Below are 21,840 nucleotides of genomic sequence, written 5' to 3' on the forward strand. Positions count from 1 at the left end.
TATGGATATACATATATCTCGTATGCATTATCCTGTAACGACCTTAGGACCCGGAAAACGCATAGGTATTTGGTTACAAGGTTGTTCTATACATTGTGAAGGTTGTATTTCTATGGATACTTGGCAGTTTAATATCAACAAAGTATCGATCAACGACCTTAAGCAGGTTTTAAAAACTTGGCTACCACAATGTGACGGAATTACCATTTCTGGTGGAGAACCTTTTGATCAAGAAAATGCGCTAATAGAACTGCTTGAATTCTTAAATTCTTATAACAAGAACATCTTGGTTTACAGCGGATATTCTTTTGATGGTTTGAAGGATAAAAAACTTGTTCAAAGCGGATTAATAGATGTTCTAATTTCTGAACCTTATGATCATACTAAAAGTCAGACAAAACGACTTCTAGGTAGCGATAATCAACAAGTACATTTTTTAACATCGTTGGGTAAAAGTGAATTTGCTACTTATTTAGAACAACCCTTAGAAAAAGAATTGGACATTCATATTACTCCAGAAACCGTTTGGATGGCAGGTATACCTATCAACGGTATGAAAGAAATTGCTCAAGCAAGTAAAGAAAATAATGTAACCTTATCGCACAGTCAAGCAGTGACTAAAAATAAATAATGTATGGAATTTGTAAGAGTTTGTCCTGCTTGCCAAAGTGAACGTCCTGTTCAAGAGATGTATTGCCAAAATACGGTCAACGATGCTACGTGTAGTTGGTTGTTAATGAATGTTACGCAAACACCTAAAGGCGGTAAAATAGAAATCAAAAATACCCCTATAGTCAACATTTCACGCCACTGTACTAACGGACATGAAGTACAGCCAAACGACTTTATGTGCATGGAATGTGGTGCAGATGTAGAAACAGTATCCACACCTCAAAAAAATGCAGATGCCAAGCAATTAGACGAATATCAGATTGTAAAAACTGTAAAGACACAACGCACCACCAAAGAGTGTTATATCGTTAAAGACACTGCAGATAAAGAATATTTTCTTACCCTATATTTCGAAAACAGCGAGCCAGACAAAGGTATTTATAAGGTATTGGGCAAAATGGATACCGACCATGTTGCCACACTCATAAAAACGGGTACTTGGAACGGTAGATTTTTTGAGGTCTCAGAGCGTATCGCAGGAGGCTCTTTAGATAAATTGGGGTACTTAGAATTAGACAGGATTGAAAAATTAGTAGATGAGGTTGGCCGAGCTATACACGACCTTTCTGAAGCAGGCATACGACACCGCGATATTTGCCCTACTAATATACTCTTAAGAAATTCAGAAAGTTTTGATCTTGTAATTATAGATTTTAGTTCGGCTCGTTTGTCTGATTATGACCTTGATACGGATACGCCTATAGAACTTACTAGGTATACCGCCCCAGAAGCGATTATTGGTGGTATTAGTCCCGCTTCAGATTGGTGGAGCCTTGGAATGATCGTTCTGGAACACATTACAAAAGGGACTTTCTTTGAAAACATCAACGACAAAGCCTTTATGATTCATTTAATCACTAGAGGTGTTGATATTCCAACTTCTATTGATGCTCGCATATTACTTTTACTTAGAGGTCTTTTAAGTCGAGATCCTGTTAAACGTTGGAATTGGGAGCAGGTTGATAAATGGCTTAAAAAAGAAGAAGTCGAAGCCCCTGTTGAACAACATACAACAGTCACACAAAAAGAAAAGAAAATAGAGCTTGGCTCAGAAAGCTATACAAATGTAGCATTCTTTGCACTTGCCGCTGCCGAAGAAGCACATTGGGAAGAAGGACTCTCACTATTTAACTCTGGATCACTTGCCAGCTGGGTAAATGAAGTACTTGGAAATCATGAAAAAGCTGCTGCTGTACGTAATCTTCGTAACAAAGAAGATATACCACTAGAATGGCGATATCCCCTTGCCTTAATGGTCTTAAATGAGGCTTTGCCACTAACTTGGCGTGGACAAATTGTAATCCCCGCTTGGCTTATGGGAAACACAAAAGAAGCCATCAACCTTGTGGAAGGAAACGTGCCAGATTATTTGGCAAGTATACAACGCGAAAAATGGCTTGTACAACTCAAAGAAAGAAAAGCAAACATTGCTCGAAAAGCTAAAAACCAAGGTATACAATTAGATAATGACAAATTTCTAATCTACAGCCTAAGTTCATCAAGGGTAAAACTTAAGTCTGAATTAGATTTTTTACGACGTCTCTACCCCGATGCACATAACGCCGGACTCTCTGATGTTATGAGTAACCTTAGGGTAAGAGAAGAAGATATGATTCTCGTACTAAGTGCCACACGAGATCAGTTCATTACACTAGAGGCCCTTTTAAAGAAAACCATAAAACTTGCTAACAAGCATGATTTAGAGCTAAATATTCCCTTCTATGAGGCATGTTTGGTAAAGTATCGTTTAGAAATATTTGAGATGCTTAATAATCATTTAGAAGGTTTTTCTAGATGTAATAATGAAGCGCTTGATCGCTGGGCTGATCGCTTTAGAATTGAAAAACGATTACCGATAATACCTTCGGTATTATGTCTTTCTATACCCAAAAATCAATGGATTGCCCCACCAAAACATGAATACGGCTCTAGCTTGTTGCGTCATTTTGAGAAAAAAGTTGTTTACGCTTCTTCTAGAGGACCACTTGTAAGACTGATCATATCTAAACATTCATCTCGTATTGACGTTGACGAACTAGGCACAAGCTTAAAATCATCTAAAAAACTTGTACAAAGTATTCTTAAAAGGTCTACAGGATCAGAAAATGTGGATCCATTAGCTTTCAATAAAAATGCGCTCTTAGCAAGACGAACACGACGAATGTTGCTAAAAGCTGCCAATTTTAAACGAGATACAGGTTTAGACTCCCTATTTATGGGATTTCCCTTTTTAGTCTCTCAACAGAAAATGACACATAGGCCTCGCTTAATGCCTATACTATTGTGGCCAGTTTCTCTTGACCTTAGTTCGCGGGCGACAACATCTCTCAAAATAAGTTTTGATTATGCCCAAGGTGAAATACGAATAAATCCTGCGCTGGCAAATTCATTAGATTCAGATAGTTATAAAAAAATAGAAAAAATTAGTCGCGAGATTCTAGGGAGGCAATCGCTACAAATAGATGAAATTATCGATGCGTTTAGCGCATGTTTTCCTGCGAAAACAAATGAGCTCACCGCACACCCTAGTGTTAATTTCAATAGAGATGAAATTGGAACAGAGCTGCACCCATCTGCGGTATTTTTCAATGCAAATTTTACGGGTCAGGCCATTAGTGAAGACTTACGTCTTTTACAAAAATTACCGCACACAGGTTCATCAATGGAACCTATCTTAAAAATTTCTGAACCTGAAATAACTACCCAAGTAGAAGAAAGTACAGAAAATGGTCGGTATACTACAATGGCAATTGATCCTTCTCAAGATAACGCTGTTCTAAAAAGTAGATCAGCGCCAGGCATCGTTATAGAAGGTCCACCAGGTACAGGAAAAAGTCAAACCATTGTCAATATTATTTCAGATTGTATTGGTAGAAACGAAAAAGTGTTGGTCATTTCTCAAAAGAGAGCTGCAATACAAGTTATTTTAAAAAGATTACAAGCAGTAGGCTTAGATAAAAGAGCCTTGCTTATTACAGATTTAATACGCGACCGCCAACCAATCATACAAGGTATACGAGAACAAATAGCACACTATTATTCTCAACCTTACAATCAACACACCTTAGATAATCTTATACAAAAACGCGAAGATCTCGGAAAAAAAATAGATAGAATAGAAGCTAATCTTGATGTATTATCTCATCAGATTCATCTTGTAGACGATACTTCTGGGTTAAGCTATAGAAATGTACTATCAGAATTGATCGCTATTACTTCGAAAGAATACCTAGAAGTACCTGAACTGAGAATGCTTTTTGAAGATAGCACCAGAGACAAGCTTAACATACATATTGAAGAAATAAGTAGCTTAATAGCAGATTGGGCACCCTCTAATTATGAAGGTAATAATCTTCAAAACCTTCAAGTAACTTCGTTTGATAGTACTACTGAAACAGTATTGACCAAAGATCTTAAAACGTTCTATGAAACAGAAAAAATACGTGTAGACTTTATTAAAGAATCTACTGGAAAACTAGACACCGTTAATGCGGAACATTATAGTCTATGGTTAGCTTCACATAAGAATGTGTTGATAAACGTATCAAAATCACAAGCTTCGCAAAGTCAACTTTGGCTAAATCTTCTTTATGATGAATTTGATAACCGCTCTATTGGTGAAGATATTCATGACAAGCTTAGTCAATTATTAGAACAAGTAGAGCAGCTTATCTCTAACTTTAAAGACGATAGATTTGCTCATTATTTCGATACGTTAGATGATGATAAAGTATTGAAATTAAATAAGGTCTGTACTAGTTATTTAAGTACATCTAGTCTAAAAATTATGAATCCTTTTTACTGGATTCATAAAGCTCAACTTAAAAAAATAACGAATGAGCATCACCTTCAATTAAATGAAAATACCGTTAAAGAATTACAAGCTGCAGTACACCTTGAAAATAAATTTAGAGCGTATCGCAAAGAATACGCTCAAAATCTTGTAAAATTAAAGACTAATTCTCTCGAAATAAATGAACCGAGGCGATTGGCTGTAGACATAAAATCAACGACTCGAGATTTATCACAAGCAATTTCACTGGTAAGTACCTTACGTAGCTGTCCTGCAAAAGATGAAGCAAGAGCAATACTTGAAACGGGTGATGAGAATGCCTATGAAGAGTTCTCTATTGCCTTAGAAAATGCAAGCACGCGCCATCAAAACAGGCAACAATCTTTAGAGAAGTTACAGGTGCTTGAAAAATGGTTGACACCTAATGCGGTCTCTAATTTTAATCATGCTATAGAACATAATTACAGAGACTTAGACCCTATTACATCGATCATTGCTGATATGGAAAATTTTGTTGCCTATCAAAAATTTAGAATACGTTTTAACGATAGTCCCGCTCAAAATGAACTGATAGAAATCTTTGCTATTCTTAGAAATTATGAACAAGAATTATCTCATTTTTCTAAAGAAAAGTGGTCGTCCGTTATAGGTACTTCGCTTCATCGTGAAGGATTGTTGGCTTGGAAGCAGCGTATTGAAAAAACGTATCCCTCAATGCTTATGGCAGAGAGTGAAGTGATCAATAAGATTGGTGATTTAGAAAAAAATCTAAAATCGATGAAAACGCTCAATCGAAATATTCTAGCACTCAACTTCAATTTTGACAAAATAGATTCTCAATCAGCATGGAATAGTATAACAAGATTGAGAGGTAAGAATTACAAAAAACTTCGTGAATTTATAACGGAAGGCGAACCATTAGGATTACTTGAACTAAGACCCGTTTGGCTTATGAATCCTGAGGTGGTTTCTCAAGCATTACCCTTACAGTCCGGTATGTTCGATGTTGTAATTTTTGATGAGGCATCGCAAATGTTAGTGGATCATGCAATACCCGCATTGTATAGAGGTAAACGGGTAATTATAAGCGGAGACGAAAAACAAATGCCTCCCACAGGATTTTTTACCAAGAAGATAGAAGACGACGATGATGATACGGATCAGTCAGAACTTGACGAAGATCACTCTGAAGAAGAGCTTGTAAATTATGAAGATGCGTGGAATAAAAAAGAGGTAAAAGACAGTCCGGATCTGCTGTCCTTGGCAAAAACAGTCTTGCCTACCACTACCCTACAAATACATTATCGTTCGCAATACAAGGCACTTATCAATTATTCTAATTACGCATTCTATGATGGTATGTTACATATTCCTGCATATCATCCAAAGGAAGAAATTACCGCTGTAAAACCTTTAGAAGTACTTCGTGTTAATGGAATTTATGACGAACAGACCAATAGAGACGAAGCGGATACATTAATTGCTTATTTAGCTAAACATTGGACACTTCCTGAAGATGAGAGACTGAGTACGGGTATTGTTACCTTCAATAAAAAGCAAGCAGAACTTATTGAAGATATCATTGAAAAACATGCCGTAGAAGATGGTACGTTTGGTAGAGCCCTTACCATTGCTCGTAACAAGCAGCAAGATGGAGAAGATATGGGGTTCTTTGTTAAAAATGTAGAAAACGTTCAAGGTGATGAGCGAGATATGATTTTATTCAGCACTACTTTTGGTATTAACACCTTAGGTTCGTTTCGTAGAAATTTTGGGGCGTTAGGTCATCGCGGTGGCGAACGTCGACTTAATGTAGCCATCACTAGAGCTCGGAATAAAGTAGTTATTGCAACCTCTATGCCTACACAAGCAATATCTGATATTTTATCTACAGGAAGATTGGCATCTAAACCTAGAGATTATATACAAACGTATCTCAATTATGCAGAAATACACTCTAATAATCAAATTGAGATGGCTACCAAAACCTTACGCCTTTTATCTACTAGCGATCAACAGCAAATAGCTAAGATCAGAAATGACGGATTCAAAAATATCGTTAAAGCCTATGTGGAGAGTTTGGGTTATGAGACTGTAGAAGACAGTGATAATTCTGTATTCTATATGGATCTTGCCATTAAAGATAAACAACAAGGTCATTTTGTATTAGGTATAGAATGTGATGCACCTTATAATATGCTTTTAAAACAGGCTCGTTATAGAGAATTATGGCGCCCAAAAGTATTAAAGAGATCTATTCCACATATACACCGAACAACATCATACCAGTGGCTTGAGAATACTCAAGAGGAACAGTTAAAACTCAAAAACGCCATAAAAATGGCACTAATACAACATTAATGAGCGGACCTAAAGTAGTACGTATTGTTACACCACAAGAACGTCAAATCATAAAAGATCGATGGCTCTCACAACTTGCATATGCCTTAAAACGAACTGAAGATTATGCTAGAAATAATAATCTATTAGATATAGATTTGGAGAAAGGCTTAGCAGAAACCTATGGACATTTTGCCAAATTAACCATTGATGATTACCTGCAAATTGAGCAAGAAGTACCACAACAAATTGAATACTTAAACGCTGAACTACAGAAATTACAAAAAAAAGTAGCCAGCGAGCGCACCACAGATTGGGATAGCTATAAACATCTAAAGAGTACCCATAACGAGTTGAAAGCACTATCAATAGAAAATAATATTGCTATTGAACCTTTTAACGCTCCGAGTATTATTACAAAAAGTCACCTTGCCACATATAAATCGCAAATAGATAATTTATACGAATTACTACAAAAATCTATCTCTAAGGTTGATGAGTTATCTGAAGAACAATTAGATATGCAGCAACGTTTTTCGCAAGGCGATAGTATGTTATCAGTTACTGCATGGAAAGCAAAGTTACCGGAAACCAAGTCACGCTTGAAAAAACTAGAAGATACACTCAAAGAAATGTACGTACACGAGATGTCTCAAGATAAAATAAAGGCATTAATAGACCGCTGTGGTTTGCTTGATTCAAGCGAAGCAAAATATGAGGTTCAGTTGGATTCTCTAATCATTGACGCTGCAGATTTCACTAAAAATGAACTTGCACTCAGAGAAGCTCGAGAAGATTTAAGTAATAGCTTATTACTCATAGAAACACTAGGCGAAGACTTTAAATTTATGGCACAGTGGAGAGAGAAACTCGAAAATTCGTCACTTAAAGATTTGTTAGAAACGGCTGCAAAAGCTCGTGAATTTTATAAGAATACTTCAGAAAACCGTATCGCCGAAGCAAGAAGAAAAGCAATAAAATCTGCACTTGAAAAAGCAGGTTATACCATAAACGAAACTATGCAAACTGCATGGGTAGAAGATGGTCGCCTGGTCGTAAAAAAGGAGTCAAATTCACTTTACGGAGTTGAAATTATGAGTCCAACAAACCTCAGCCGAATACAAGCACGTGTTGTAGCTGACGAAAACCGCAGTAACGAAAGGTCACCGAGTCTTGATAAAAATGAAGAAGAAACATGGTGCGATAACATTGACCATATAAGAACCTTATTGGCTGATGAAGATTTTGAAATTATTATTGATAAGATGGAGGAGCCTGGAGCAATACCACTTAAAGAAGTACCATTAAACAGTGGTTATGCTGCACGCAGTCAGAACGTTGAAAAGAAAAGTAGGAGTTAAAATGTTTGTTTATATTCTTGCTCTATTTTAAAAAATGGCTTAAGCTTTACATATTGCATTTAATTGTCAAAATCCTTTTCTGATTATACCATTACCTCGTAGCATTGACAATAGCATCTGCAATTTCTGGGTAAACCCATTCTAATGTGTTCCTATTAAAAAGACCAAATTCATTGGCATTACCATTGTCCCACCAAATGGGACAAATACCGCGTTCAGCACATATATTAGCGTAAAATTCAGCATGAGATAAACGATCCGCTTCATTGTTTGCAAATGTAGAACCCCATTCACCCATTACTACTGCCCTACTATCATTCTCAAACTTATCTTGAATTGTATTAAACTCTTCAGTTAGCTCTGCTTTATCAGCATCTGTACCCCAAGTTGGGTCAGTTCCTGCTAAAGAGAATAAATATGGGGAATAACTATGAATTGATGCTATTACATTTTCATCATTATTAGGTACTTGATAATCTTCTAGTACGTTTTCGCCAGTGCCTGCGGCATAAGTAGAAACCATTATTTTTCGGATTGCATTGTTGCCTTCCGTAGCACGGATTGCATCAACACTTACTTGGTGATATTGATTTACAACATCTCGACCTTCGGCAGTGCCACCTTCCCATTCTTCAGGAGACCCTTCGTGGCGTGGCTCATTTAAAGTTTCAAAGATTACATAATCTCCATAAGGTTTAAATCTATTAGCTATTTGTGTCCATGTTTTTGTTAATCGGTCTTTTACTGCCGGTGCATTTTCATACGTAGGTATGATCCACTCATCATCATGATGAACATTGATGATAACATACATGTCATTATTTAAAGCATAATTTGCAATATCTTCTACCCTATCTAACCAGTCAGATTCTAAAATATAATCAGGTGCTGCGCCTGTATGAAACCTCCAAGTAACAGGTAATCTTAAAGTTTTAAATCCTTTTTCAGAAATCGCATCAATCATGGCCTTGGTTGTAAAGGGATTTCCCCATGCTGTCTTATCTACATCTTCAGTATCTAAAGTATTACCCAAGTTCCAACCAGAACCCATGTCCAACACAAATTCTTTAGGTGATATATCTCGCATATCACCATTAATAACTTCATTTGGTATAACATTATTTTCAGGTGTTTCTAAGCTGTCTGTACCTTCTGAAGTATTATTATTTACTTGATTTTCTGAACTAGAGCATCCTATTAAAATAGTGATACTTAAAAGAAATAAAAACGGGGAAAAATTTTTCATTTGTGCCTACTTTTCTAATGAACAAATCGTGTATGCTTACTACTACAGTAGTGACTTGTTTATATATTAATGGAATATAAGCAATTAGGAAATAAAATACTATTCAAGACAAATACATCCCTTTTTAAGGCTTCCTAAACTAAAGTAGGATTTACATAATCCTAATGAACCCTCGTTGCAAATAACAAAATGAAGGCTATCGCCTTTTCATTTTTTGCTTCCAAAAGCGTCATAAACTATGTTTATGACGCTTTTGGAAACAAAAAATGAACTGTTCTCACAGTTCATTTTCTTATTCAGTCGGGATGACAGGATTTGAACCTGCGACCACTCGACCCCCAGCCGAGTGCGCTACCGGACTGCGCTACATCCCGAAATTTAAATGGAAATTAATCTCCAAAATATTACGTAGTTTTTCAACACCTTAAAATGAACTGTAGTGCAGTTTATCCTGAGCGAATTCGAAGGGCTACATCCCGAAAATTCCGATTGCAAAAATAGAGAAGTTCTTTAGATTAGATTCTATCTTTTATCAAAACTTGAAATTCTATCTCAAAGAAACAATCCAGTCTATCATACGCTCACCCCAATCTTTCAAATGTTCATCATGCAAGCCTAATCCGAAGCCGTGACCGCCTTTTGGATAAATATGCATCGTTGCAGAACCCCCTTTATCCTTTACCGCTTTATAGAATAACAAGCTATTTTCTACAGGTACTACGGTGTCATCTGTAGCGTGTAGTAAAAAAGTTGGTGGCGTTTGCTCTGTAACTTGTTTTTCATTCGAAAAATAATCAACTATGTCAATCGTTGGGTTCTCCCCTATTAAATTCTTCTTCGAACCTTGGTGTGTCATTTCGCCAAATGATATTACAGGATACCCCAATGACATAAAATCTGGTCGAGCACTTTCATTATCAATATCATCAACAGCTTTATACACTTTTTCGTTAAAATGTGTTCCCAAGGTCGATGCTAAATGCCCGCCTGCTGAGAAGCCTATTATTCCTATTTTATCCGACTCAACATTAAATTTTTCTGCATTATTCCTTACCAACCGTATAGCTCTCTGAGCATCTATTAGTGGTACATATCTTTTATCTTTTTGAGAAACATCAGAAGGCAAACGATACTTTACCACCACCCCTGCAATGCCCTTACTGTTAAAGAATTTTGCAATATCCGTACCTTCCCAATCATAGGCAAGTATACCATATCCTCCTCCTGGAAAAATTAAAACTGCTTCTCCTGTTGCATCTCGTTTTGATGGTAAATAAACCTCTATAGTTGGAACTTGAACTTTACTTATTCGTAAAATTTCATTTTGTTCATGTACTTCCTTTTCTAAGCTCTTTATCTGATTAGGGATTTCATCTTTTGTCCATAATGGCATAATGGTATCTTGCGCTGCGGTGTTACCCATAACAACAAGCATTAATAACAATAGTATGTTTTTCATATTTAGTCTTTAGGTTATTCACAATCCCATTTAAAATTGGCTATGGGGTCATGCGATGCTCCTTGTAAATTATAATGCCACCACTCGGTTCTTGTGGACCAAAACCCATATTTTTCCATGGTTTCTTTAAGTAGCTTTCTATTATCAAGAATGTCTTGGGGCAAGTCAAAATTATCGTGATAGGCGCGCTTTCCAAAAAAATCAAAATCTGAAGGCATTTTAACCTCCTCATCATCTAAAGTAACCAATGTAATATCTACTGCCCCGCCCTTATTATGAATTGAACCTTTTACAGGGTTTGCCACGTACTGCGGATTAGGAACAATTTTCCACATTTTATACTGTACTGAATTAGGTCTGTAACAGTCGTAAAATTTAATTTTTACGCCATGCTTTTTAAATTCTTCATTTGCTTTCAGCAAAGCCTTAACCGTTTTTGCCCTCGTATAGCATTCACCACAATCGTATACCTGCTCTTTCAAGAAATTATTATCTGTAGCGTATCTTAAGTCATACGCAAAGCCATCACTATAGTCTGCTAATCGAACGAATGTAGTATCTGCAATACCTTCTAGGCTTTTAAACACAGGTTTCTCTACTTTAGGTTCTATTATAGAATCTATTACAGTTTCTACGACTTTCTTTGCATTTGTAGCTGTATTTGTATTTTTAACTTCTTCTTTACACCCTAGCGTAAACATAAAAATTGCCGTTAGTAACAATCCCCAAATTCTATTCTTAAACATGTTCTAATTTTATTTATGTTTCAAGATACAGATTTTTACTAGAGGTGCTTTATCTTTAAAGTACTTTCAATTAGTAATTATCAATTCTATTTAACCAAAAATCATGAACAACCATATATTTCTTTTTTTGAGCTTAGCGCTATTATGTTTCTCATGTAAGAATGATAAGAAGCAATTAAATACGAATTTAGAAAAACCGGCATCTCCATGGCTTTTGGGTTTTCAGAAAACTGAGCTTAATCCAATAATGAAACCAGATTCTACTTATACATTTTTAGATCCGATTTCAAAGAATGAAGTCCGTTGGCAAAAGGCCGATGTTTTTAATCCGGGAGCTATTGTAAAAAATGATACGGTATTTTTATTATTTAGGGCAGAAGATAATCCTGATGCTATTTTGGGAGAAAGAACCTCACGCGTTGGATTAGCTTACAGTACTGACGGAATACACTTTACAAAATATGCAAAACCTGTACTTTTTCCCGATAACGATGAATTTGCCAAGTGGGATCAACCTGGTGGTGTAGAAGACCCTAGAATTGTTGAAACACCCGAAGGTACTTACATTATGCTTTATACAAGTTGGAATAATGATGTTGCCAGACTTTCTAGTGCTACGTCTAAAGATTTAAAAACATGGATAAAAGAAGGTCCGGTTTTTGAAAATGCCTTTGGAGGAAAATATTTGAACGAATGGAGCAAATCTGGATCAATTGTTACCGAATTAGTGGACGGGCGATTAATTGCAAAAAGAATAAACGGTAAATATCATATGTATTGGGGAGAGCTTTTCGTTAATGTTGCCACTTCTGAAAATGGAGTCGATTGGGAACCTAGCTTAACTGAAAAAGGTGATTTACTGCATAGTTTTAAACCGACTTTAAATGAGTTTGACAGTCATTTAACCGAACCGGGACCGCCAGCCTTATATACAGATGCGGGTATTCTCTTACTGTACAACGGTAAAAACTTAAGTGGAGATGGTGCTACGACTAAATACCCTGAAGGTACTTATTGTGGCGGACAAGTCTTGTTCGATAAAAATGATCCGACTAATATGCTACAAAGAATGGAGGTTCCTTTTATTTGCCCAAGTTTACCTCACGAAATCAGCGGACAATATAAGGCGGGAACAACCTTTATTCAAGGTTTGGTATATTTCAATAATAAGTGGTTTTTATATTACGGAACCGCCGATTCTATGGTTGGTTTGGCAATTAAAGAATAACTACTTAATATTTTTTATTCCCTAACCAAAATATTACTATCTCGATAACCTATACGCTCCTATTTGGCTTCAAAATGTGTATTCTTTGGCAGTACTTCTGAATAGCTATTTCTTACTATTAACTATAAAAAAACCTCCTATTTAATTAAAAATAGAAGGCTGCATTGCACTTTTGGTTGTTGGTTTACTTCAAACTTTTTAAATACACTAAGCTCTTTGGTACTTGCGTAACAACATTCTTAGATTCATCTTCTATGAACATATATTCAATGCCTAATTCTTTAGCCTCAGCAACTATACCTGCAATATCTATTTGTCCTGTACCCAAAACTACATTGGTATCATCTTCTTCGTGACCGGTATTATTACCTTCAATACCTTTTTCCATATCCTTTAAATGTAAAAGGGTAAATTTCTTTGGATATTTCTTCATCAATGCCAACGGATCAGCACCACCATGTTGCGCCCAGAACACATCTAATTCAAATGTAAAGTCTGTTGCATTCTTAGCCATGTAATCGAATAAAGTACCATTTCTATAAGGTCTAAATTCATATCCATGCGGGTGATACGCCAATACAAGTCCGTTCTTCTTTAAAATCTTACCTGCCTTATTAAACACATCTGTCGCGTGTTTTGTTTCCTCTAGATCCCATTTGTTATCATCGTGAGGTACCCATGCGCACATTATATATTTGGCTCCAAAATCTTTAGCATTTTTGATAACCTTATCCACATCATTCTCTAAGTCGTCAAAGCCAGCACCTACACTAACCATCTCTAGATCATTTTCTGCTAATAAGGCTTTAAAATCTTCCAATGGCATATCATAGGTTTCACCACCTTCAATTTTGGTTATTCCCCATTCATTAATCAATCCTAAGGTGTTAGAAACATCCATTTTAAATTGATTTCTAAGGCTATATAACTGTAAACCTACCTCTTGAGCTTGCGCTAAAAAACCACTACCTAAAAGGATAGTGGCAATCATTACTTTTTTTATCATCGTGATGTTAATTACGTAAGTAAATTTCCTTCGTCATCCCATTCAGCCATTACGTTACGCTGACTTTGATCAACACATTTTGCAATCCATTCTGGGTCATAAGCAATACCGTGCTGGTCTAGTACATCTTGCGGTACGCCATCCCAAACATTAGGTGAATTTCCTTTATAACCTAAATCTGCAATACCTACTTTAGAAGTATAGTACCCTGTAACGGTCAAGCCACGCATAGTATAGAAAAACTGTATTTCTAAAGGTTGTTCGCTTAAAGGCTTCTCTGTATCATGCCAGCAGATTTCATCGCAAATTTGCTTTTTCTGCTCTAAGGTAGCCGACTTAAATTCAGTACCAAATTCAGTATTACTTTTATGATCTAACCACATTAAACCACCTAAAAGTGTTGGTGCCATTTCTGGAATATCTTTACCCATAAATTCAACGAGTGCCGGTACTTCTGCCTCTATAGGACCACCATGTGGCTCTTTTGGAGGGAGTATTACTACACTTAAAGCTGCAATAGTTTCCATTTCATGCTCATTGAACAATTGCTCAGCGTTCAATTTCTCAATACGATCTAATTCTTCTGGCGTTCTACCAAAAAACTTCTCACTACTGGTTGAAATTACTTCATCTACAGATTCGCCATTTTCAGTCTTACATGAATTGAAGACTAGCCCAGAAGTTGCCGCAGCACCACCAAGTATTAAAGTTTGTAAACTCTTTCTTCTATCCATCATCTAAATATTTTGTGCCTTTAATTGTTCAATGATATAATCTGATGCTCTCCAAGAAAGCGCCATAATCGTCCAAGTACAGTTCTTATCTGCTTGCGATACAAAAACCCCTGCATCTACTATAAATACATTATCCGCATCATGTAACTGCTGAAACTTATTGGTCACCGATGTTTTAGGATCATCTCCCATTCTGGTTGTACCTACCTCGTGAATAATCTCACCTGGTTTGTTCAATCCGTAATCTTTATCCTTCCCTGGCTTGTCTCCTAAATAGTGACCACCCATGTTATGAATAATCTCCTCAAAGGTATCTTGCATGTGTTTCGCCTGATTTACCTCGTATTCTGAATGCTTATAGTTAAACTTCAAAACAGGTATACCAAATTGATCTACTGTTGTAGGATCAATTTCACAATAATTATCCTTGTAAGCGATTGCTTCTCCACGACCACCAAATCCTATTACAGAACCATAGTATTTCTTTACATCATCACGTAAGCTCTCACCGTATCCTCCAGATTTTAATCCAAAGTATTGGTTCATAGCATTCGGATCCCAACCAAAACCGTAGTTAGGCTGACTCATGCCTCCCCAAACTTCAATATGATAGCCTCTTGGAAAATTCAGTTTAGAGTTATCTCCCCACCATGGTGAGTAAACGTGCATACCACCTACACCATCTTCATTATAAGATGTCTTTCTATTCATTAAACCTGGTATAACACCAGAAGCACCTGACCCTGTAGAATCATGTAAATACCTACCAACAAGATTACTACTGTTTCCTAATCCGTTAGGGTGTTGCTTACTCTTAGAGTTTAAAAGTATACGTGCAGAACTACATGCAGATGCAGCTAATACGACCACTTTACCTCTAAGTGTATATTCTTTTCTATCTTCTTTATTGATGTAAGATACACCTGTTGCCTTACCTTCTTCATTGGTCAGAACTTCGCGTACCATTGAATTTACAAACAGTTTTACTTGTCCACCACTCTTTTGAGCCGGAAAAATCAAGCAACTACCTGCTGAGAAATCGGCATATATTTGACATGATCTACCGCATTGTCCGCAATAGAAACAAACGCCACGATCTTCATTAATTCTTTTGGTCAACATAGAAAGTCTACCTGGTATAACCGGTATGTTTGACTTCTTTGCACCGTTGATATAAAATAACTCGTGCAATCTTGGTTTCGGGGGAGGAAGAAAGAATCCGTCAGGATCATTTTCTCTGCCTTCATTGGTGCCAAATACACCAATTAACTTGTCTAATTTATCGTAATATGGTTTAACATCTTCGTATCCTATTGGCCAGTCATCGCCATGGCCATCACGGGTTTTCCCTTTAAAATCTTTTGGTCCAAAACGTAAAGAAATACGTCCCCAGTGATTGGTTCGTCCTCCTAGCATTCTTGCACGCCACCACTTAAATTCAGTTCCTTCTGCATGCGTATATGGCTCTCCTTCTACTTCCCAATCTCCCCATGACATATCCCATTCACCAAAAGCTCTATCTGTACCTGCTCCTCTTCTTGGAGAATCATATGGTTGTTTTAATTGCGTCATGGTTTTTGGATCAGCTGGATCAAAAAATGGACCCGCTTCTACAACAGCTACATTTAAACCAGCATCTGCCAATTGTTTGGTAGCCATACCACCACCAGCTCCTGAACCTACGATGATAACATCAAAGATTTCTGAGGATTCCTTTATCTGCATAATTTGAAATTAGTTATTGATTACAATTTAATTCTTTATTAAAATAAGCACCTTGTTTTTAGCTGAATAACATTCGTTACTGGACGGACGGATATTTTTTAAGAACATTAGTCCGTTTTGGGCAATTTTGTTATTCACTTACAAAGGTAGAAGCAGGCAAACCAACGGCATTAAACAAAGTACCTATGTCTGTACTTTTAAAAGCATACCGTACCCCTGTCGGATTTTTCACTTCTTTTGAGCTTACAATTACTTGCTGGTTTTTCAATTTTGCCTTCGCAGAAAACCACTCTCCTGCTGCATTTGAAACTTCAAAGAGTGTTATTTTCTTTCCTTTATTATGTAATCCTTCTGAATGACTAAAATTTACTTTTAGTTGATTTCCATCTACTTCAAATGACTCGTATAACGGTCCATAAACTTCTTTATTCTTTAATAAACCATAGTGGTCTTTTAATGCAATGTTTGCTAATCTCAACCCTACATCTTGCTTATTTAAAGGATGAATATCTTCTATCAAACAGATATCGCTCGTCATTGCCATACCCGTATTTTTCAATACTAAAGTTCTTCTTTGTTGATTACGTACCACACCACCTGCAAATTCTTGATCATATTTAAATGGTGCTATTTGAGCGAAATAAAATGGAAAATCATTGTTCCATTCTGTTCGCCACGATGTAATCATACTCGTAAAAAGCTCTTGATAATTTTCTGCGTTTGCCGTATTCGCCTCTCCTTGATACCAAAGAACACCAGCAATTTTAAACTTAGTCAAAGGTGCTGTCATACCATTAAACAAAGTAGATTTCTCTACTGTTACCCATTGATTTGGTTCTACCTTTTTGTGCGCTTCTACCAATTCTGGGTGTGCTTTAAAAACAGATTCAGGTGTCCAAACCTCAGCACTTGATGCTCCCCATGCGTTATCTATTAATCCGATAGGAATATTTAATTCTTTCTGTACCTTTCTCGCAAAAAAATAGGCAACTGCACTAAAATCTTGCATCGTTTCAGGAGAACATGAAACCCAAGTTCCTGCCACATCTTCTTGTGGATATTCTGCAGTTCTTTTCGCTACGGTAAACAAACGAATGTTAGGATAGTTTGCATTCTCGACTTCGAAATCTCTGTTCGCAATTTTGCTGTTTGCGCTCCACTCCATATTACTTTGTCCAGAGCAAAGCCATACCTCACCTATTAATATATCTTTCAGAGTAATTTCATTACTTTTCCCCTTAAAGATTATTTGAAACGGTCCGCCTGCTTCGGATGTTTTTACCGTAATCTCCCATTTTGCATCATTACCCGTTTTGACTGCAACGGTCTCATCGTTCCAACTTGTATAAATCGTAAATTCTTCGTTTGGATCCGCCCATCCGTATAGCAACACATCGCTCTCTCGTTGCAAGACCATTTCATTTGAAAATATCTTAGGAAGTGTAATTTCAGCCTTGGCAAAAGTGGTAACCACCAGGCACAGCATAAACAGGATTAAACGTAAATTCATTGTATTTGACAAAATTTTGATTTAAATATACCTAATTATGCATCATATTAACAAATTCACAATCATTCTATATTATTTTTGAAGGATTTGTTATCTTAACTCTTATAATTGTGATGTTCATAAGCTACTAAAAATCAACTTATCATGTCTAACCAACCCCAATCCATTAAAAGACGAAATTTTATTAAAGCAGCATCGGCATCGCTGCTACTTACTTCTTTACCCGCCTTCGGGTTTGAGTTTTTTGCAAATGAAAAGCCAAAAAAGGTAGCACTTATAGGTACCGGTTGGTATGGCACCGGAGATTTAATGCGACTTATTCAAGTTGCTAATATTGAAGTTGTAGCACTTTGTGATGTTGATGATAATCAAGTTAACACTGCGGCGGAACTAGTTTCTGAACGTCAAAAAAATAAAAAGATACCAAAGCTCTACACTGATTATAGAACTATGCTAGAAACCAATAGTCTAGATATTGTACTCATAGGCACACCCGATCATTGGCACGCATTAACGTGCATTGAAGCACTAAAATCTGGAGCTCACGTTTATGTTCAAAAACCGATTAGCGTAGATGTTATGGAAGGTGAAGCAATGGTCGTTGCTGCTAGAAAATATAACCGCGTAGTTCAAGTGGGTACACAACGAAAAAGTACTCCACACTTGATAGATGCTAAAAAACAAATTATTGATACCGGAATGCTAGGAACTATTGGCCATGTAGATATGAGTTGCTATTATCATATGCGTGCCAATGGTAATCCGCCAGAGCAAGAAGTGCCCGATTTCTTTGATTATGAAATGTGGACAGGTCCGGCACCTATGAGACCATACGATGGTTTACCTCATAAAAGATGGTGGCGAACATTTCGAGAATACGGAAACGGAATTACAGGTGATATGTGTGTACACATGCTAGATACCGTTCGTTGGATGCTAGATTTAGGGTGGCCAAAGCGTATTAGTTCTGAAGGTGGAATTTTTGTTCAGAAGGATGGAAAATCAAATATCTCTGACACACAATCTGCCGTATTTGAGTATGACGGTCATAATTGCAATTGGCAGCATAGAACATGGGGAAACCCAGATGACACAGATTATCCGTGGGCTTTTAAAATCTATGGAGAAAAAGGTGTTCTTATGGGTGATGTTATGAAGGCTGAATTCATTCCTATAGATGGTAGTGAAACTATTCGTTTTGATGTTGTTTATGAGAAAGAGAAATACCCTGAAGACCTAACTGAAAAAGACATTGAACTGCATGCGGCACCTGCTACGCGAAGGCATATGATAGATTTCTTGAAAGCGATACAGAACAATATCAAGCCTGTTGCTGATATTGAAAATGGACACATTTCTACCGCTAGCTGTATTTTGGCAAATTTATCAATGGATTTAAAAAGACCTTTAACCTATGATCCACAAAGTAGAACGGTCATGAACGACCCAGAAGCTACTGCACTATTGCAGCGCAGTTATCGTGGAAAATGGGTGCACCCACACCCAGATACAGTGTAAATTATTGTAATTTTTTGGTGGAATCTCTTACCAATAAACTAGTTTTCACAACCTTAGTTTCATAAGGCAAACCAGGATTTTTAATTCTGTTAATCAATAATTTAGCTGTTTGCTCACCTATATATTTACCATGCTGACTCACCATTGTTAGTGACGGAGTTACGTATTTTGACAACTGCCCGTTGGTAAAGCCAATTATTGAAATATCATTTGGTACGTTATAACCTCTTGCCTTAACAACTTCTAAGACTTGAACGGCAATTAGTTCATCAATACCTATGATACCATCTATGGTTTTATAATTCAGTAAAAAGGACATCAATAAATCTAAATCATCTTTTATGGTAAGGTTAATTACCAGCTTGGGATCAAATGGAATATCTAATTCTTCTAATGCTTTTTTATACCCTAAAAGTCTTAATTTACCAACGCTTGAACTAGAAATAGGGTTAACGACCGCTATATTTTTACAACCTATATTTATTAGGTGCTTGGTTATTTTATACCCTGCCTCTAAATCGTCAACAACCACCTTGTCGCATTGCACGTTTTCTGAAACTCTATCAAAAAGTACTACAGGAATATCGTTATTAATTACATCTATTAATGCTTCATGCGTGTCTTCATTCTGACTTTCTTCCGCTAACGACATAATTACGCCGTCTACCGTACCTGCATCAAAAAATTCAAGTGTTTTTGTTTCTTTGGCACTAGATTCATTACTAATACAACTAATGATATTGTAACCACTTTCATTGGCTACTTTTTCGATACCATAGAGCACCTGAACAAAAAAGTAATTTAAAATATTGGGTACAATTACACCAATAGTCTTGGTGTTTTTATTCAATAGATTAAGTGCTAGCCTGTTAGGCTTATAGTGCTTCTCTTTAGCATATGCCTGAATCTTTATCTTTAGGTCATTACTAATTTCGTGACTATCATTTATCGCTTTAGAAACGGTAGAGATAGAAACACCAAAATGCCCGGCAATATCTTTTAGAGTTACTTTTTTCATAATTAATACTGCAAAAGAACAGATTTAAATTGACATTTAAATTATTCGTAAAAGCAAACTGTCCCTAATGGTAAAACCAAGGGACAGTTATTTTCTTTTTTTATAAAACACATTGCCTAAAATAACAACTATTCTATAATAGTTAAAGGGCTATGCGATTTATATGTATTGATTGATGATATTCTCAAACAATTCTTGCTTACCACTCTGCAATTCTAACTCACCATTTTCTTTAGCGATATTGTAAAGATCTTTCATATCTAACTTGCCGTTTTCAAAATCTTTACCTTTTCCAGAATCAAAAGAACTGTATCTATTTTCACGTAACTTATTATAAGACGATGATTCGATAATTTTATCTGCAGTGATCAAAGCCCTTGCAAAGGTATCCGCACCACCAATATGTGCGTGGAAAACATCTTCTAAGTCCGTACTATTTCTTCTTATTTTGGCATCAAAATTCACTCCACCACCTTGTAATCCGCCAGCAGCTAAAAATACCAACATTGCCTCAGTAGTTTCTTGAATGTTATTAGGAAATTGATCTGTATCCCAACCATTTTGGTAATCACCTCTATTGGCATCTAAACTACCTAACATACCAGCTTTTGCAGCTACAGCAATTTCATGCTGAAAAGTGTGCTGTGCCAATGTTGCATGGTTCACCTCAATGTTCATTTTAAAATCGTTCTCTAAACCATATTCTTTTAAGAAACCTATAGCTGTAGCACTGTCAAAATCATACTGATGCTTCATTGGCTCCATTGGTTTTGGCTCTATAAAGAAGTTTCCTTTAAACCCTTGGCTACGTGCATAGTCTCTTGCCATAGTCAAAAACTGACCCATATGATCCACTTCGCGACCTAAATCTGTATTCAATAAAGACATGTAACCTTCTCTACCTCCCCAGAAAACATAATTCTCACCACCTAAAGCAATTGTTGCATCTAAAGCCAATTTAATTTGACCACCTGCTCTTGCCAATACATTAAAATCAGGATTGGTAGATGCACCGTTCATGTATCTAGGGTTTGAGAAACAGTTAGCCGTACCCCAAAGTAATTTCTTACCAGATTCTTTTTGCTTCTCTTTTAAGTAGTCAGTAATCGTTGCCAATCTTTTTTCAGATTCTGCAAAGGTTGATCCTTCTTGAATTAAATCGAAATCATGAAAACAGTAGTAATCAAATCCTATTTTATCAAAAAATTCAAAAGCAGCATCTGCCTTATCTTTTGCCGCTTGTACAGCATCCGAAGATTTATCCCACTCAAAACTCTGTGTGCCAGGACCAAATGGATCTGAACCTTGTCCACAGAAGGTATGCCAGTATGCCGTTGAAAACTTAAAGTGATCACGCATGGTTTTACCCGCTACTACTTGATCCGGATTATAATATTTAAAGGCTAGCGGATTGTCAGATTCCTTTCCTTCAAATTTAATTTTGTCTATTCCTTTAAAATATTCCTTATTTGCCATTATGTTGA

14 protein-coding genes and 1 tRNA gene are annotated in these 21,840 nt (G+C 36.5%); 5 read left to right on the forward strand and 10 right to left on the reverse strand.

Going from position 1 to position 21,840, the window contains the following annotated elements; all coding sequences use genetic code 11:
- The first annotated feature begins 1 nt into the window (after position 1).
- Genes BUC31_RS14590 through BUC31_RS14600 form a run of 3 tightly spaced genes read left to right on the forward strand, consistent with a single transcriptional unit; the run spans position 2 to position 8,166 of the window.
- Positions 2–631, forward strand: a complete 630-nt coding sequence (locus BUC31_RS14590; RefSeq protein ID WP_073245439.1) for a 4Fe-4S single cluster domain-containing protein — start codon at positions 2–4, stop codon at positions 629–631.
- A 3-nt stretch (positions 632–634) separates the two neighbouring features.
- Positions 635–6,826 carry a protein kinase domain-containing protein gene (locus tag BUC31_RS14595; protein ID WP_073245441.1) on the forward strand — a complete coding sequence of 2,064 codons (6,192 nt, stop codon included), beginning with the start codon at positions 635–637 and terminating at the stop codon, positions 6,824–6,826.
- Positions 6,826–8,166: a hypothetical protein gene (locus tag BUC31_RS14600; RefSeq protein WP_073245443.1), complete on the forward strand. Its 1,341-nt coding sequence runs from the start codon at positions 6,826–6,828 to the stop codon at positions 8,164–8,166. Before BUC31_RS14595 ends, BUC31_RS14600 begins: the two co-directional genes overlap by 1 nt.
- Before the next feature lie 91 nt (positions 8,167–8,257).
- Here the strand turns inward: BUC31_RS14600 and BUC31_RS14605 are convergent, their stop codons facing one another.
- From BUC31_RS14605 to BUC31_RS14620, 4 genes are all read right to left on the reverse strand, one after another.
- Positions 8,258–9,412 (reverse strand): glycoside hydrolase family 5 protein, encoded by a 1,155-nt coding sequence (locus tag BUC31_RS14605; protein ID WP_073245446.1) that lies wholly within the window; start codon positions 9,410–9,412, stop codon positions 8,258–8,260.
- A gap of 300 nt (positions 9,413–9,712) precedes the next feature.
- Positions 9,713–9,786, reverse strand: a tRNA-Pro gene (locus BUC31_RS14610).
- Positions 9,787–9,959: 173 nt separating this feature from the next.
- Positions 9,960–10,871 (reverse strand): alpha/beta hydrolase, encoded by a 912-nt coding sequence (locus BUC31_RS14615; protein ID WP_073245448.1) that lies wholly within the window; start codon positions 10,869–10,871, stop codon positions 9,960–9,962.
- 14 nt (positions 10,872–10,885) lie between these two features.
- The gene (locus tag BUC31_RS14620) at positions 10,886–11,617 is read right to left on the reverse strand and encodes a M15 family metallopeptidase (protein WP_073245450.1); all 732 of its coding nucleotides are present in this window, start codon (positions 11,615–11,617) and stop codon (positions 10,886–10,888) included.
- Positions 11,618–11,720: 103 nt separating this feature from the next.
- On the opposite strand from BUC31_RS14620, the gene BUC31_RS14625 reads away from it, so the two are divergent.
- Complete coding sequence (locus BUC31_RS14625; protein ID WP_073245452.1) at positions 11,721–12,845, forward strand: glycoside hydrolase family 130 protein; 1,125 nt, start codon at positions 11,721–11,723, stop codon at positions 12,843–12,845.
- 184 nt (positions 12,846–13,029) lie between these two features.
- Here BUC31_RS14625 and BUC31_RS14630 read toward each other — a convergent pair whose 3' ends face one another.
- From BUC31_RS14630 to BUC31_RS14645, 4 genes are all read right to left on the reverse strand, one after another.
- Complete coding sequence (locus tag BUC31_RS14630; protein ID WP_073245454.1) at positions 13,030–13,851, reverse strand: sugar phosphate isomerase/epimerase family protein; 822 nt, start codon at positions 13,849–13,851, stop codon at positions 13,030–13,032.
- Between the two features lie 11 nt (positions 13,852–13,862).
- Positions 13,863–14,585 carry a gluconate 2-dehydrogenase subunit 3 family protein gene (locus tag BUC31_RS14635; RefSeq protein WP_073245981.1) on the reverse strand — a complete coding sequence of 241 codons (723 nt, stop codon included), beginning with the start codon at positions 14,583–14,585 and terminating at the stop codon, positions 13,863–13,865.
- Between the two features lie 3 nt (positions 14,586–14,588).
- Positions 14,589–16,310, reverse strand: a complete 1,722-nt coding sequence (locus tag BUC31_RS14640; RefSeq protein ID WP_073245456.1) for a GMC family oxidoreductase — start codon at positions 16,308–16,310, stop codon at positions 14,589–14,591.
- A gap of 130 nt (positions 16,311–16,440) precedes the next feature.
- Positions 16,441–17,820, reverse strand: coding sequence for a sialate O-acetylesterase (locus tag BUC31_RS14645; RefSeq protein ID WP_073245458.1), 1,380 nt, complete (start codon positions 17,818–17,820; stop codon positions 16,441–16,443).
- Between the two features lie 144 nt (positions 17,821–17,964).
- Between BUC31_RS14645 and BUC31_RS14650 the strand changes: the two genes are divergently transcribed.
- Positions 17,965–19,338 (forward strand): Gfo/Idh/MocA family protein, encoded by a 1,374-nt coding sequence (locus BUC31_RS14650; RefSeq protein ID WP_073245460.1) that lies wholly within the window; start codon positions 17,965–17,967, stop codon positions 19,336–19,338.
- A gap of 1 nt (position 19,339) precedes the next feature.
- Here BUC31_RS14650 and BUC31_RS14655 read toward each other — a convergent pair whose 3' ends face one another.
- Both BUC31_RS14655 and xylA read right to left on the reverse strand, forming a co-directional pair.
- Positions 19,340–20,356, reverse strand: coding sequence for a LacI family DNA-binding transcriptional regulator (locus tag BUC31_RS14655; RefSeq protein ID WP_073245462.1), 1,017 nt, complete (start codon positions 20,354–20,356; stop codon positions 19,340–19,342).
- A 159-nt stretch (positions 20,357–20,515) separates the two neighbouring features.
- Positions 20,516–21,832, reverse strand: a complete 1,317-nt coding sequence (gene xylA / locus BUC31_RS14660) for a xylose isomerase (protein ID WP_396627751.1) — start codon at positions 21,830–21,832, stop codon at positions 20,516–20,518.
- Positions 21,833–21,840: the final 8 nt, after the last annotated feature.

Origin of the sequence: Maribacter aquivivus (assembly GCF_900142175.1) — a bacterium.
GTDB classification, from domain to species: Bacteria; Bacteroidota; Bacteroidia; order Flavobacteriales; family Flavobacteriaceae; genus Maribacter; species Maribacter aquivivus.

What these genes read in the sequence shown, in the direction of transcription:
- BUC31_RS14590 (WP_073245439.1), top strand. Translation starts at nt 2, where the DNA reads ATGGATATACATATATCTCGTATGCATTATCCTGTAACGACCTTAGGA.
- BUC31_RS14595 (WP_073245441.1), top strand. Translation starts at nt 635, where the DNA reads ATGGAATTTGTAAGAGTTTGTCCTGCTTGCCAAAGTGAACGTCCTGTT.
- BUC31_RS14600 (WP_073245443.1), top strand. Translation starts at nt 6,826, where the DNA reads ATGAGCGGACCTAAAGTAGTACGTATTGTTACACCACAAGAACGTCAA.
- BUC31_RS14605 (WP_073245446.1), bottom strand. Translation starts at nt 9,412, where the DNA reads ATGAAAAATTTTTCCCCGTTTTTATTTCTTTTAAGTATCACTATTTTA.
- BUC31_RS14615 (WP_073245448.1), bottom strand. Translation starts at nt 10,871, where the DNA reads ATGAAAAACATACTATTGTTATTAATGCTTGTTGTTATGGGTAACACC.
- BUC31_RS14620 (WP_073245450.1), bottom strand. Translation starts at nt 11,617, where the DNA reads ATGTTTAAGAATAGAATTTGGGGATTGTTACTAACGGCAATTTTTATG.
- BUC31_RS14625 (WP_073245452.1), top strand. Translation starts at nt 11,721, where the DNA reads ATGAACAACCATATATTTCTTTTTTTGAGCTTAGCGCTATTATGTTTC.
- BUC31_RS14630 (WP_073245454.1), bottom strand. Translation starts at nt 13,851, where the DNA reads ATGATAAAAAAAGTAATGATTGCCACTATCCTTTTAGGTAGTGGTTTT.
- BUC31_RS14635 (WP_073245981.1), bottom strand. Translation starts at nt 14,585, where the DNA reads ATGGATAGAAGAAAGAGTTTACAAACTTTAATACTTGGTGGTGCTGCG.
- BUC31_RS14640 (WP_073245456.1), bottom strand. Translation starts at nt 16,310, where the DNA reads ATGCAGATAAAGGAATCCTCAGAAATCTTTGATGTTATCATCGTAGGT.
- BUC31_RS14645 (WP_073245458.1), bottom strand. Translation starts at nt 17,820, where the DNA reads ATGAATTTACGTTTAATCCTGTTTATGCTGTGCCTGGTGGTTACCACT.
- BUC31_RS14650 (WP_073245460.1), top strand. Translation starts at nt 17,965, where the DNA reads ATGTCTAACCAACCCCAATCCATTAAAAGACGAAATTTTATTAAAGCA.
- BUC31_RS14655 (WP_073245462.1), bottom strand. Translation starts at nt 20,356, where the DNA reads ATGAAAAAAGTAACTCTAAAAGATATTGCCGGGCATTTTGGTGTTTCT.
- xylA (WP_396627751.1), bottom strand. Translation starts at nt 21,832, where the DNA reads ATGGCAAATAAGGAATATTTTAAAGGAATAGACAAAATTAAATTTGAA.